General features: G+C 66.7%; 13 protein-coding genes. 3 read left to right on the top strand and 10 right to left on the bottom strand.

The window, feature by feature from the left end; translation table 11 throughout:
- Window positions 1–242: 242 nt before the first annotated feature.
- From AC4BCK_RS02070 to AC4BCK_RS02060, 3 genes are all read left to right on the top strand, one after another.
- Entirely contained in the window at window positions 243–1061 is an 819-nt protein-coding gene (locus AC4BCK_RS02070) for an HhH-GPD family protein (protein ID WP_309296826.1), read from the top strand.
- A 60-nt stretch (window positions 1062–1121) separates the two neighbouring features.
- Entirely contained in the window at window positions 1122–1553 is a 432-nt protein-coding gene (locus AC4BCK_RS02065; RefSeq protein WP_174178310.1) for a DUF3592 domain-containing protein, read from the top strand.
- A gap of 127 nt (window positions 1554–1680) precedes the next feature.
- On the top strand, window positions 1681–2169 hold the full coding sequence (locus AC4BCK_RS02060) for a hypothetical protein (RefSeq protein WP_251420883.1): 489 nt from the start codon (window positions 1681–1683) through the stop codon (window positions 2167–2169).
- A 14-nt stretch (window positions 2170–2183) separates the two neighbouring features.
- On the opposite strand, the gene AC4BCK_RS02055 is transcribed toward AC4BCK_RS02060, so the two are convergent.
- The 10 genes from AC4BCK_RS02055 to lysS all read right to left on the bottom strand — a co-directional run bounded on the left by AC4BCK_RS02055 (window position 2184) and on the right by lysS (window position 13031).
- Window positions 2184–2360 (bottom strand): hypothetical protein, encoded by a 177-nt coding sequence (locus AC4BCK_RS02055; protein WP_251420881.1) that lies wholly within the window; start codon window positions 2358–2360, stop codon window positions 2184–2186.
- Between the two features lie 68 nt (window positions 2361–2428).
- Entirely contained in the window at window positions 2429–3121 is a 693-nt protein-coding gene (gene dhaM / locus AC4BCK_RS02050) for a dihydroxyacetone kinase phosphoryl donor subunit DhaM (protein WP_174178304.1), read from the bottom strand.
- The gene (dhaL, locus tag AC4BCK_RS02045; RefSeq protein WP_174178302.1) at window positions 3118–3750 is read right to left on the bottom strand and encodes a dihydroxyacetone kinase subunit DhaL; all 633 of its coding nucleotides are present in this window, start codon (window positions 3748–3750) and stop codon (window positions 3118–3120) included. The genes dhaM and dhaL overlap by 4 nt, the downstream gene beginning before the upstream one ends.
- A gap of 2 nt (window positions 3751–3752) precedes the next feature.
- Entirely contained in the window at window positions 3753–4754 is a 1002-nt protein-coding gene (gene dhaK, locus AC4BCK_RS02040) for a dihydroxyacetone kinase subunit DhaK (RefSeq protein WP_490566527.1), read from the bottom strand.
- Between the two features lie 232 nt (window positions 4755–4986).
- A complete protein-coding gene (locus tag AC4BCK_RS02035; protein WP_174178298.1) occupies window positions 4987–5496 on the bottom strand; it encodes an amino-acid N-acetyltransferase in 510 nt (169 codons plus the stop codon).
- Window positions 5497–5524: 28 nt separating this feature from the next.
- Window positions 5525–7648, bottom strand: a complete 2124-nt coding sequence (locus tag AC4BCK_RS02030) for a S9 family peptidase (protein WP_377084811.1) — start codon at window positions 7646–7648, stop codon at window positions 5525–5527.
- Window positions 7649–8049: 401 nt separating this feature from the next.
- Window positions 8050–10542, bottom strand: coding sequence for an ATP-dependent Clp protease ATP-binding subunit (locus AC4BCK_RS02025; RefSeq protein ID WP_104185679.1), 2493 nt, complete (start codon window positions 10540–10542; stop codon window positions 8050–8052).
- A 307-nt stretch (window positions 10543–10849) separates the two neighbouring features.
- Window positions 10850–11182 (bottom strand): histone-like nucleoid-structuring protein Lsr2, encoded by a 333-nt coding sequence (locus AC4BCK_RS02020; protein WP_490566526.1) that lies wholly within the window; start codon window positions 11180–11182, stop codon window positions 10850–10852.
- A 134-nt stretch (window positions 11183–11316) separates the two neighbouring features.
- Window positions 11317–11496: a hypothetical protein gene (locus AC4BCK_RS02015; protein WP_490566525.1), complete on the bottom strand. Its 180-nt coding sequence runs from the start codon at window positions 11494–11496 to the stop codon at window positions 11317–11319.
- Between the two features lie 2 nt (window positions 11497–11498).
- Entirely contained in the window at window positions 11499–13031 is a 1533-nt protein-coding gene (gene lysS / locus AC4BCK_RS02010) for a lysine--tRNA ligase (protein WP_364318972.1), read from the bottom strand.
- Between the last annotated feature and the right edge of the window lie 80 nt (window positions 13032–13111).

The raw sequence follows: 13111 nt of genomic DNA, 5'->3' as shown, positions 1-13111 counted from the left end.
CCCGTTTCAGCCCTCCCAAACACATCCATTACAGTGTTGGCATCGACACTGAATCCGCCACCGCCGTTTCCCCGCGCCCTGCGGGTCCCGCCGATCCTGCGGGTCCTGCAGATGCTGCCGGGACCGCAGCCAACCTAAACCGCCTGCACGAGCGAATCAACGGCTGGTTCAGCGAAACCGCCCGCGACCTGCCGTGGCGCGAGCCCGCCTGTCCGCCCTGGGGCATCCTGGTCAGCGAGATCATGCTGCAGCAAACGCCCGTTGTCCGGGTGCTGCCGGTGTGGCACGAATGGCTGAAACGCTGGCCCACCCCCGCGGCCCTGGCCGGAGAACCCGCAGGGGAAGCAGTGCGCGCCTGGGGCCGGCTGGGATATCCGCGCCGGGCACTGAGGCTGCACGCTGCGGCCGTGGCCATTACCCAAGACCACAACGGCAAGGTCCCGGACACGTACCCTGAACTGCTGGCGCTGCCCGGCGTGGGCGGCTACACGGCGGCGGCTGTGGCTGCCTTCGCCTACGGCCGGCGGGAGACCGTGGTGGACACCAACATCAGGCGGGTCCATGCCCGCCTGGTTTCCGGTACTGCGCTGCCGGCCCCTGCCCTGACCGCGGCGGAGATGCGGCTGGCCGCCTCCCTCCTTCCGGCCGACGACGGTAGTTCCGTGCGGTGGAACGCTGCGGTCATGGAACTGGGCGCTCTCGTGTGCACTGCCCGTGCCCCCAAGTGCACGGCCTGCCCGGTCAACGACCTTTGTGCCTGGCGCGCTGCAGGTGAGCCGCCGCCGTCGTACGTCCCCAAGGGGCAGGCGTGGCACGGCACGGACCGCCAGGTCCGCGGCGCCGTGGTCGCCGTGCTGCGGCTGGCCGAAACTCCGGTGCCGCCGGACATGTTCTTCCGCGAGCCGGCCGACCTGGGATTCGCGCCGGCGGGAATCGGCGTGCCGCTGGCCGCCCTGCACCGGCTCAACTCGGCGCCGGAACAGCTGGAGCGGGCGCTGGCCGGTCTCATCGCCGACGGCTTGGCGGAGATGCACGACGGCGGCTACCGGCTTCCCGCGTGAGTACAGGAAAGTATGCGCGGGCTGGCATACTTTTCTGGTGACGGGAACCAGGGGGACGCCATGAAGATGATCCTGTACATCGTGTGGGCGCTGTTCGTCATCGCAGCGGTGTTCGCGGTGATCCGCGCCGTGCGCACCACGAAGCGGGACGAGGCGCAGGCAGCGTCATGGACGAAGGTGCAGGCCACCGTCACCGGCAGCGTGGCGGGCTGGACCAATGGCGGCGGCGGATCCAGCCGTAGCCGGCGCTTCTTTCCGATGTACCAGTTCACGGACCCGCAGGGAACACTGTTTGCGGGCGAATCGGAGGTCCCAGTTGCCAGCCAGCCCGTGCCGGGTGCGCCGATCGAGGTGGCCTACAACCCCGCCAATCCCAACGAGTCGCGGCAGGTTTCCTCCAAGCCCCGGTCCACGCTGGGGTGCGTTGTCCCCTTCTTCGCCGTTTTCGCCCTCGCTTCCCTGTGGTTCATCAGCATTTTCCCTGTGGACTGACGCGGGCGCCCCTGCCTGCTTTCACACCGGTCTCCGTTTGGCCGTCACAGCCGCCCCGGCCATAACAATGCGGGCATCAGTTGGGCAGGGCCCGGGACGCTCCGGCCACGGCGTCCTACGCTGAAGTATGCGCAGGCACGGGCTGCTTTTGGCGTTGATGACGACGGCGGGACTCGCCACCGCCTGCGGTCCCGGCCCCGGCGCGGTCCCCTGCCCCGCCATCGCCCAGGCCACCGCCGTCTCGGTAACGGTTCCTGCCGGCTACGCACAGCAGGTCGCCGGCCTGCACCTTAAGGCCTGCCAGGACGGTGAATGCACGGAGGACGATGTGGAACTCCGGCCGGGAAGCTCGTCCATCGACCAGGGCTGCACCAACGGCGTCTGCTCAGCCACCGCATCTCCGAACGGCAGCAAGGACGCGGTGCTGATGCTGCAGGCGCTCACCGAATCCCCCATGACGGTCACGGCGTCGGGAACCGCACCGGACGGAACGGCACTGCCCGTCCGCAGCGTCGAATTCCGTCCTCGGGGGGACTATCCGTTTGGCGAACAGTGCGGCCGGTTCATCACCGCTGCGGTGGTACTCGACGCCGAAGGGCTGCGCCAGCAGGGCTGAGCCGCGGTGCGGGTTCAGAACAGCGCAGGCTGCCCGAAAGCGTCGTCGTCGGCGGTCGCGGGTGCCGCATCGTGTGCCGGAGTACTGTGCCGCCATTCGAACCCAAGATCAGCCAGCAGCTCCTCCACGGATGTTTGACCTTCTAATACTTCAATTTCTGCGGGGCTGTCTTCGAGCTGGGGCCGTTCCATGGCATCGAGCTTATTCGCAGGACGGGTCGCTGCCCGCGGGAACACACCGGCCGGACACCGAACGGAGGCTACGGCTCCCCGAATCCTGCCTGCACCAGCCCGCCCACGTAGTTCACTGCCCGTTCCGCGTCGGCACCCCAGGCTTCCACATGCAGCACGGACCCTTTGCCGGCGGCGAGAGTCATGAGTCCCGTCATGGACGCGCCGTCCACCCCGTTGACCGTCACTTCCGCATCCAGCGCCGACAGCCCGCCGGCTATCTTCGCAGCCGGCCGGGCGTGCATCCCGGCCTGGTTGACCAGTTCAAAGTCGCCCGTGAAGTCCGGCCCCTTTCCGGTGGCCGGCCCTTCGCCAACAATCCCCGGCGGGAAGTCATCCGGATGGCGGGCGGGACCGCCCACGGACTCGGCTGCCCGCTTCACCGCCTGCATGTCCGCGCCGCCCTGCGCTGCGACTGCGGCTGCCACGAGGCCCTCCACCAGCGGTGCGTCCGCAAGCACGATCTCCTCCGGGTTCTCGGCGAACTCGAGCGCGGATTCGGCGGTCATCACGGCCGACCCCAGGTCCGCGAGGATCACGGTGCCGCCGCTGCCCGCCTTGTCCAGGGCAGCCAGGACTTTCTCCAGGCTGGTGCCGATCCTTCCGTCAGTGGTGCCTCCGGCTGTCAGGACCTGGACGTCAGGCGCCATCTGCGCGGCAAGCTCCGCGGCGCCGTCGGCAATTTTTTCGCTATGGGATACCACCACGAGGCTGACGGTCACGCAGCGGCCCCCACGGCTGCGCGGAGGATCAGGGCGGAAGACGCTGCACCCGGGTCCCTGTGCCCTGCGCTTCGTTCCCCGAGGTAGCTTGCGCGGCCTTTCCGCGCCACCATGGGGTCGGTGGCAACGGCGCCCGCTTCGGCAGCCTCGGCCGCCGCCACCAGGACGGCGAGGACATCCCCGTTGCCGTCCAGCGCGGCTTTCCGGGCGGCTTCCACGGCCGGCGTCCACGCATCCACCATCGTCTTGTCCCCGGACTCGGCCTTCCCGCGTGCCACGATGCCGTCGCGGGCAGCGGCAAGGGCGCCAGCCCAGGCTGCGGGGTCGATTTCGGCGGTGTCCCCCAGCGATGTTGCCGCCCGGAGGAAAGCAGTGCCATAGAGCGGCCCGGCTGCCCCGCCGACCTTTGACATCAGGGTCATGGCTGTCAGCTTCAGGGCGGCGCCGGGGGTCTGCGGCGGGGCCTCAGCCAGCTTGTCGAGGACGGCCTGGAAGCCCCGGTCCATGTTTTCCCCGTGGTCCGAATCCCCGATGGCCCGGTCCAGTTCGATCAGCTCCACCCGGTGTTCGGCCATAGCCTGGGCGGACAGGGTCAGCCACTTCACCGCCCAGGTGACATCAAGCGCCACCGCTACACGCCCCAGCGGAGCGCGGCCGTGTGCACCGGCGCGTCCCACAGTCCGGTGAGCTCATCGTCCAGCCTCAGGACAGAGATGGAGCACCCCTGCATTTCCAGGGCGGTGATGTAGTTGCCCACCAGTGAACGGTCCACCGTGGCACCACGGTCCGCGAGGACCTGGGCCGCCCGCCGGTAGACAATGTACAGCTCGCTCAGCGGCGTGCCGCCCATGCCGTTGACGAACAGGAGGACCTTGTCCCCCGACGTGATTCCCAGATCGGTCAGGACAGGTTCCAGCAGGCGGTCCGTGATGCCGTCGGCGTTCTCCATGGGGATCCGGTGCCGGCCGGGCTCGCCGTGGATGCCGATGCCGATCTCGATCTCGTCTTCGGCCAGGTCGAAGCTGGGGGTGCCCGCGTGCGGGACGGTGCATGCGGACAGCGCCACTCCCATGGTGCGGACGTTGGCGTTGACGCGTTCACCGACCGCCGCCACGGCGTCCAGGTCATCGCCCCTCTCCGCGGCGGCGCCGGCAATCTTCTCCACCAGCACGGTTCCGCCAACGCCGCGGCGCCCGGCCGTGTACAGCGAGTCCTCAACGGCGACGTCGTCGTTGACCAGGACGGTGCGGACGCTGACGCCTTCCGCCTCCGCGAGTTCGGCCGCCGTTTCAAAGTTCAGGACGTCACCGGTGTAGTTTTTCACGATGTGGACGACGCCGGCTCCTGAGTTGGCCGCGAGGGTCGCCGGAAGGATCTGGTCCGGCGTCGGTGAGGTGAACACCGCCCCCGGCACAGCGGCGTCGAGCATTCCCAGCCCCACGAAGCCGGCGTGCAGCGGTTCATGCCCGCTGCCTCCTCCGGAGACCAGGCCCACCTTGCCGCCCACCGGCGCGTCCTTGCGGATGATGAAGGTGGGGTCTGTGCTGACGGTAACCAGATTGGGGTAGGCCAGGCCGAAGCCCTGTACTGATTCTTCGACTACGGCCCGGGGGTCATTGATGAGTTTTTTCATGGCGGTGCTCCTGGCTCTGCTTCCTGGAGAATGTCACCTTGACCCTACTACCGGCAGGGCCGGCAGCGGTAGGTTCCTTGCGGCCGCCCGCCCGGGACACAGAAAAGGGACAGCCCCCAATGACTGTCCCTTCCCCTGGGCCCCCCAACCCGGCCACACCTAGTTTATCCATCAATTCGAATAAAACAAGTATGCGCAGGTCAGGCGGCTGCAGGAGGTCTTGGGGACGGTGCTAGAGCACCCGGATCATCCGGGTGTTGCCAAGGGTGTTGGGCTTGACCCTGGCAAGATCCAGGAATTCGGCAACGCCCTCGTCGTGCGAACGCAGGAGCTCGGAGTACACCACGGGGTCCACTGCGGACTGGTCAGCCATCACTTCGAAGCCGTGGCGCCTGAAAAAGTCCACCTCGAACGTCAGGCAGAAGACGCGGGCCACACCCAGGGCACGCGCTTCCTCAAGGAGGCTCTCCACCAGCACGTGCCCCACGCCCTTGCCGCGCCAGTCCTCGGACGCGGCAAGGGTGCGGACCTCCGCGAGGTCCTCCCACATCACATGCAGCGCTCCACAGCCGATGACCTCGCCGTCGCTGGACTCTGCGATGCGGAATTCCTGCAGGCTTTCGTAGTAGGCCACAGTTTCCTTGGCCATCAATATCCGCTGGTCCGCCAGCGGCGCCACCAGTTTCTTGATGGCGGAGACATCGCTGGTGCGGGCAGGGCGGATATGGAAGGACTCAGTCACAGAGCCATCCTACGAGCTGGCCAGGAGCTCAGAGTCCCAGTTCGGCCGGCAGGGGCAGCTCCTGGTCCAGGACATTCTTTGCCAGGAACTGCTCCACCACCTGGTACCAGACTTTTGCATGCTGCGGCTGGAGCACCCAGTGGTTCTCGTCCGGGAAGTACAGGAACCGGTGCGGCGTCTGCCCGTCCTGGTCCGCGGCCAGTTTCGATTTGGACAGCAGCTCGTACCAGAGGCGCAATCCCTCACCAATGGGTACCCGGTAGTCCTTGTCCCCGTGGATCACCAGCATGGGCGTGCTGATGTTTTCCACATGGCGGTGCGGCGAGTTCTCCAGCGCCATCTCTTCGGTCATTTCCTTCAGCCAGTACTGCGAGGCATCCGTCGTGGGGCCGAACTGGTCCAGGGCCCACAGGCTGGCGTGGGTCACGATTGCCCTGAACCGGTCTGTCTGCCCTGCCACCCAGTTGGCCATGTAGCCGCCAAAGGAGCCGCCCATGGCAGCTGTGCGGCCCGCGTCAATGTCAGGGCGTGCGACGGCGGCGTCGGTCACCGCCATGAGGTCGGTGAACGGAGCCCTGCCCCATGTTCCCCAGCCGCGCTGGATGTGGGCCTGGCCGTAGCCGGTGGAGAGGGCCGGGTCGGGGAGCAGCACCGCGTAGCCCCTGGCCGTCAGCAGCCAGGGGTTCCAGCGCCAGGTCCAGGCGTTCCACGAGCCCAGCGGCCCGCCGTGGATCCACAGCAGCATCGGCGCCGGGGATTCCGCTGATGCGCCCTCCGGCAGCGCCAGATAGGCCGGGACACGGGACCCGTCGGCCGCCGTCGCCGCGATGCGTTCCAGCCTGCCGGGGCGGACGGGACGCTCCGCCGGGGCGGGCAGGCGGGTGGTCTCGCCGGTCTGGAGGTCGATGCGGACCGGTTCGGGCGGGAACTCATACGAGCTCCGGAGCGCGTAGGCGCTTCGTCCGTCCGGAGAAACCACGACGTCGGTATAGGCCGCGGCGTCCTCCGTCACCCGGGTGACGCCAACTTCAGCCGAGGCTGCGGGGACACTGATCCGGAAAACCGGCGACGCGCCGTCGTCGTCCGCGGTGGCCAGGAGGGCGGACCCGTCGGGAAGCCAGGCGGCGGGCCTGGGCCACCGGTCCCAGTCGTGCGCTACGGCGGTGAGGCCGCCCGGAGTGTCGCCGTGTGCCCCGGAGACATCCAGCAGGTGGAGCTTGACCTGCGGTGCCTGGCGCGGCGTGGTGTCGCTTTCGCTGACCACTGCCAGGGTGCTGCCGTCCGGGCTGACGGGCCCGGGGAAGTAGCTCATGCCTTCCTCATCCAGGAGCACCTTGGTGCTGCCGGACGCCACGTCCACGGCCACCAGGATGGACCGGCTGTCCGCCCTTGCCAGCGGCCTGGTGTAGCTCGCGTAGATGGTCCTGCCATCGGGACTGACGGCGGTTTCCGCCTCGCGGAGCCTTGGCCCGGCGTCCGGGGTGAGGTTCCGCAGGACCAGCGGCGCAGCGGCGTCCACGGTGCCCGGCTTGCCGTGCTCCTTGTCGGGGCCCTGCTCGACAGCGAAAATACGCGGCTGGCCGGGGCCCAGGTCCGCGTCCCAGTAACGGACCGGGTATTCGCTGTGCAGGATGGCGGAGACCTTGTTGTCCTTGCGGGTTTTGCGGCGTTCGGCGTCGTCCTCTTCATCGGCCGAGCCTGCCAGTACCTCCGCAACAACAAACGTGGCGTCCGCCGCTTTGGCCGTTATCACGGCGCCCACCCCGCCGGGCCGGTTCAGCACCACCCGGGCCTCGCCGCCATCCGCGGGAAGCAGCCACAGGGCGTTCACGGGGTCGCCGTCCGGACTGTCCGGGTCCGGCCGGGCAGAGGTGAAGTAGACATCGCCATTGGCTGCGAACGCCGCCCCGGCCTCGCCCTTGGCACTGCGGGTGATCCGGCGCGCCTGCTTCTGCCCGGCGGGGTCAAGCTCCCACAGCGCCGTGGCGAATTCGGTGCCCTTGCCGTTCAGGGTGGCCACGGTAGTGACCAGCCGCCGGCCGTCGGGGCTCATAGCCAGCCCGCTTACCCGCGGGATGGACAGGTAATGGTCCAGATCATGAAAAGGGGTCAAAGGTTGCTCATCCGGGATCGCCGGTTCCAAGTTAGCCATGCCCCGATTCAACCCGACCGTGTCCCACATCACAAACCGCTGCCTACCCACGGACCGACGCCGGCGCTCAAGTTCAAAGGGGAGGCAGGGCGCCCGGGTCCGCTCCGGCGACGACCATCAGACATTTCCCGGCGCCTGCTCGTTCCTCGCTTTGACGGCGCCTACATAAATGCCTGATGTCCGTCGCCTCGTGCATAGGCGCGCCCCACGCGAAGCGGAGGGGCCGGGGTCATTTGTGTAGCTTGCGTCAAAGCGACGGAGGAGCAGCAAGCGGCAAATGACTCCGGTGCCGCAGCGACTTAGCCACGGGTGACCGCCGGATGCCAACGCTTTGACGGGACGGAGGGCAAAGCGAAAGCCCCGCCTGCTCGAGGAGCTGGCGGGGCCTTCGGTTTTGGTGCTTAGACGCTCGGGGCGATTTCCGGGATGCGCGGCTTGGCGTTGCCGGCGAACGTGAACTTCGCGTCGTCGCCTTCGCCTTCCACGTCCACGACGACGATGTCGCCGGCGTGGATCTCGCCGAACAGGATCTTCTCGGAGAGCTGGTCCTCGATCTCGCGCTGGATGGTGCGGCGCAGCGGCCGGGCACCCATCGCGGGATCGTAGCCGCGGGTTGCGAGGAGCACCTTGGCCGCCGGCGTGAGCTCGATGCCCATGTCCTTGTCCTTGAGGCGCTTCTCCAGCCGGGTGACGAACAGGTCCACGATCTCGATGATCTCGTCCTGGGTGAGCTGCGGGAACACCACAACGTCATCCACACGGTTCAGGAACTCGGGGCGGAAGTGCTGCTTGAGTTCCTCCGTGACACGGGCGCGCATGCGGTTGTAGCCGGTCTGCGTGTCGGTGCCGGACTGGAAGCCGGTGGCAACACTCTTGGAGATGTCCCGGGTGCCGAGGTTGGTGGTCATGATGATCACGGTGTTCTTGAAGTCCACCACGCGGCCCTGGGAGTCGGTCAGGCGGCCGTCTTCCAGGATCTGCAGCAGTGAGTTGAAGAGGTCCGCGTGGGCCTTCTCCACTTCGTCGAACAGCACCACGGAGAACGGACGGCGCCGGACCTTCTCGGTCAGCTGGCCGCCTTCCTCGTAGCCCACGTAGCCCGGAGGGGCACCGAAGAGCCGCGAGACGGTGTGCTTCTCGGAGTACTCGGACATGTCCAGCGTGATGAGGGCGTCCTCTTCACCGAACAGGAACTCCGCGAGTGCCTTGGCAAGTTCGGTCTTGCCGACGCCGGTGGGGCCGGCGAAGATGAACGAGCCACCGGGACGCTTGGGGTCCTTGAGCCCTGCACGGGTGCGGCGGATGGCCTGGGACAGGGCCTTGATGGCCTCGTTCTGGCCGACTACGCGCTTGTGCAGTTCGTCTTCCATCTTCAGCAGTCGCGAGGATTCTTCCTCGGTCAGCTTGAACACGGGGATGCCGGTGGAGTTGGCCAGCACCTCGGCGATGAGGTCCTCATCCACCTCGGAGATGTCGTCCATGCCGCCGGACTTCCAGTGGCGTTCCTTCTCGGCGCGCTCGGTGATCATCTTCTGCTCTTTGTCACGGAGCGCGGCTGCACCTTCGAAGTCCTGCGCGTCAATCGCGGACTCCTTTTCCATCTTCAGCTTGGCGATGCGCTCGTCCATGGCCTTGAGCTCCGGCGGAGCGGTCATGCGGCGGATGCGCAGCCGGGCGCCGGCTTCGTCGATCAGGTCGATCGCCTTGTCCGGCAGGAAGCGGTCAGAGATGTAGCGCTCGGCGAGGCTGGCAGCAGAGGCCAGTGCGCCGTCGGTGATGGTGACGCGGTGGTGCGCCTCGTAGCGGTCACGCAGGCCCTTGAGGATCTCGATGGCGTGTGCCACGGAGGGTTCCTTGACCTGGATCGGCTGGAAGCGGCGCTCCAGGGCGGCATCCTTTTCGATGTGCTTGCGGTACTCATCCAGCGTGGTGGCACCGATGGTCTGCAGCTCGCCACGGGCCAGCATGGGCTTCAGGATCGAGGCAGCGTCGATGGCTCCCTCGGCGGCACCCGCACCCACCAGGGTGTGGATCTCGTCGATGAAGAGGATGATGTCGCCGCGGGTGCGGATTTCCTTGAGGACCTTCTTCAGGCGCTCTTCGAAGTCACCGCGGTAGCGCGAGCCTGCCACCAGCGAACCGAGGTCCAGAGTGTAGAGCTGCTTGTCCTTGATGGTCTCGGGGACGTCGCCGCGGACAATCGCCTGGGCAAGGCCCTCGACGACGGCCGTCTTGCCGACGCCCGGCTCGCCAATCAGGACCGGGTTGTTCTTGGTGCGGCGGGAGAGGACCTGCATGACGCGTTCCATCTCCTGCTCGCGCCCGATGACCGGGTCCAGCTTGTTTTCGCGCGCAGCCTGGGTGAGGTTGCGGCCAAACTGGTCCAGGACCACGGATCCTGCGGGCGCGCCCTCAGGCTGGCCGGAGCCGACGCCTGCGCCGGTGGTCTCCTTGCCCTGGTAGCCCGAAAGGAGCTGGATGACCTGCTGGCGGACCCTGTTCAGGTCGGCGCCGAGCTTGACCAGCACCTGGGCGGCAACGCCCTCACCCTCGCGGATGAGGCCCAGCAGGATGTGCTCCGTGCCGATGTAGTTATGGCCCAGCTGGAGGGCTTCGCGCAGCGAGAGCTCCAGCACCTTCTTGGCACGGGGGGTGAAGGGGATGTGGCCGGACGGCGCCTGCTGGCCCTGCCCGATGATCTCCTGCACCTGCTCGCGAACGCCGTCGAGCGAAATGCTCAAGGACTCAAGAGCTTTGGCGGCAACACCCTCACCCTCATGGATCAGACCCAAGAGGATGTGTTCGGTACCGATGTAATTGTGGTTCAGCATGCGTGCCTCTTCTTGGGCAAGCACAACTACGCGACGGGCACGGTCCGTAAATCGCTCAAACATTTCGCCACACTCCTAGCTACGACGTACTTTGATGCTACGTGGCTGGCCTCTGGTTGTGGAGCGTGTTCGCCACAGGGGAAACCGCAGTGGCTTCGGGAATACGACGGCGGGGCCTCCGCGGGTGCCCCTGCCGGCGCCTACTGCCGGGTGCAGCATGCTTGACTGGCGCCACTGCCCGCGTTTGTGCCATGGAGGCTGCTAAATCCGAATTGCCAGGACCCGCAGGCAAAGCGAGGTTAAGTCCGGGAACCGAAAAAGCCCCGCTTCCCGTTGTTGGGAAGCAGGGCTTACGGAGCCTTGGGCGAAACTAGGAATTTGCCCTTTGGTAGGCTTCCTGGATTTCGGCCTGAATTCGGCCGCGGCTGTTAACCGTGTAGCCGTTTTCACGCGCCCACTGCCGTATTTGGGCAGAATCGTGGCTGCGGCCGCTGGCTGCTGCTTTGGTTCGGACGGCCCGGCCGCCACCGGAGGATTTCCGTGCGGCTGCAACAAACCGCTCAAGCGAAGACCGGAGCTCGGCGGCGTTTGACGCCGAAAGGTCAATCTCGTAGTTGACCCCGTCAAGGCCAAACTTCACATTCTCGTCTGCGGATCCCCCATCCAGATCATCAACGAGGATGATGTTTACTTTCTGTGCCATTTAAAAGACTTCCTTATGGAAAGGGTTCGGTTTTCAGAAAAGCAGGATGTTTCCTAAAAAGTATGACTCTTTTTATGGCAACGCGTCAAAGTACTGAATGGTTCCTGTGGATATTGGGGGAAAAGTGTGGGGGTTTATCTATTCGATTCCGGCTCAGAGCGGTCAGCGGGTGCCGCAGTCCGGCTTTCGGCTTCTGCCTGGGCCTGGGCCTCAGCCTGGCGCTCGGCCTTGTCCGCGTTGAAGATCGATTTCATGGCAAACCAGAAAAGCAGGCCCACCACAATGGACGGGAGAAGGACGGCCACGTATTCCATGGTCAGTGCCCTTCCGGCTTGAGGAGCGGGAAGAGGATGGTTTCGCGGATTCCGGCGCCGGTGAACAGCATGACCAGGCGGTCGATGCCCAGCCCGATACCGCCCATCGGCGGAGCGCCGTACTCGAGCGCGCGCAGGAAGTCCTCGTCCAGCTGCATGGCCTCGTCGTCACCGGCCGCCGCGTGGCGCGACTGCTCGGTGAGCCGTTCACGCTGGATGACGGGGTCGATCAGCTCGGAGAAGGCCGTGCCGCGTTCCATGCCGCCGATGATGAGGTCCCAGGCCTCGATCAGCCGGCCGTCCTCCCGGTGCGGGCGGGCCAGCGGCTGGGCGGAGGGCGGGTAGTCGTAGACGAAGGTGGGGTTCAGCAGCGTTGGTTCCACGATCTCGCCGAACAGCTCGACAGCCAGCTTCTCGGCGTCCCACTTGGGGTCCACCTTGACCTCGTGCTTTTCGGCAATCCCGCGAAGCACCTCAAGCGGCGTCTCCGGCGTGACTTCCTGGCCAACGGCGTCGGAAAGGCCCGGGTACACCGCAAGCCAGGCCCAGTCGCCGTCGAGGTTGATCTCCCCCGCCTCGGTCTGGAGGACACGTCCGGCACCCACGGCGTCAGCGGCGTCGAGGATGATCTCCTTGATGCGCTCGGCCATGACGAACTGGTCAGCCCACGCCTCGTAGCACTCAAGGGTGGTGAACTCGGGGCTGTGGGTGGAGTCCACGCCCTCGTTACGGAACACGCGGCCCATGTCGTAGACGCGGTCGATCCCGCCCACCACGGCACGCTTGAGGTAGAGCTCGGTGGCGATGCGCAGGGTCATCTTCTGGTCGAAGGCGTTCATGTGGGTCTCGAACGGGCGCGCCAGGGCACCGCCGTGGACCAGGTTCAGGATGGGGGTTTCCACCTCCACGTAGCTGTGGCGGAAGAGGGTTTCGCGGATGGAGCGGGTGATGGCTGCACGGGTGTAGACCATTTCGCGGGCTTCATCGCGGACCATCAGGTCAACGTAGCGCTGGCGGACGCGCGTTTCCTCGTTCAGTTCCGCGTGCAGCACCGGCAGCGGGCGGAGGGCCTTGGAGGCCATGGACCACGAGTCCGCCATGACGGACAGTTCGCCGCGGCGGGAGGAGATGACCTCGCCCTTGATGAAGACGTGGTCGCCCAGGTCAACCAGGGCCTTCCAGTCGGCGAGCGCTTCCTCGCCCACGTTGGCGAGGCTGAGCATGGCCTGGAGCCGGGTGCCCTTGCCGTCGGTGCCGCCTTCCTGGAGGGTGGCGAAGCACAGCTTTCCGGTGTTGCGGACAAAAACGACGCGTCCGGTGACGCCGACGGTGTCGCCGGTGGTGTCGTCCGCTTCGAGGTGGGCATACTTTTCGCGGACCTCGGCGAGGGAGTGCGTCCGCTCCACACCCACCGGGTACGCCTCGGAGCCGCGCTCGATGAGTTTGGCGCGCTTCTCCATGCGGATCCGCATCTGCTCGCTGGCGTCGAGCGGCTCTGGGGCGTTCTTGGGCGCGGGGGTGTTTTGGGAAGTCACAATCCCCAAGTTTACCGGGACTTCGGGGACCCCGGATTCGGACGCAAACCGCCCGGCCCCGGGCGTGCCCCGGGTACCTT

The organism is Pseudarthrobacter sp. As-47, from assembly GCF_058215595.1.
Note: the sequence above shows the minus strand (reverse complement) of the source record. Positions and strands in the feature narration are given on the sequence as shown.

Excerpts from the sequence above, each read along its gene's own strand:
- AC4BCK_RS02070 (WP_309296826.1), top strand. The coding sequence starts at position 243 with ATGCTGCAGCAAACGCCCGTTGTCCGGGTGCTGCCGGTGTGGCACGAA.
- AC4BCK_RS02065 (WP_174178310.1), top strand. The coding sequence starts at position 1,122 with ATGAAGATGATCCTGTACATCGTGTGGGCGCTGTTCGTCATCGCAGCG.
- AC4BCK_RS02060 (WP_251420883.1), top strand. The coding sequence starts at position 1,681 with ATGCGCAGGCACGGGCTGCTTTTGGCGTTGATGACGACGGCGGGACTC.
- AC4BCK_RS02055 (WP_251420881.1), bottom strand. The coding sequence starts at position 2,360 with ATGGAACGGCCCCAGCTCGAAGACAGCCCCGCAGAAATTGAAGTATTA.
- dhaK (WP_490566527.1), bottom strand. The coding sequence starts at position 4,754 with ATGAAAAAACTCATCAATGACCCCCGGGCCGTAGTCGAAGAATCAGTA.
- AC4BCK_RS02030 (WP_377084811.1), bottom strand. The coding sequence starts at position 7,648 with ATGGCTAACTTGGAACCGGCGATCCCGGATGAGCAACCTTTGACCCCT.
- AC4BCK_RS02025 (WP_104185679.1), bottom strand. The coding sequence starts at position 10,542 with ATGTTTGAGCGATTTACGGACCGTGCCCGTCGCGTAGTTGTGCTTGCC.
- AC4BCK_RS02020 (WP_490566526.1), bottom strand. The coding sequence starts at position 11,182 with ATGGCACAGAAAGTAAACATCATCCTCGTTGATGATCTGGATGGGGGA.
- AC4BCK_RS02015 (WP_490566525.1), bottom strand. The coding sequence starts at position 11,496 with ATGGAATACGTGGCCGTCCTTCTCCCGTCCATTGTGGTGGGCCTGCTT.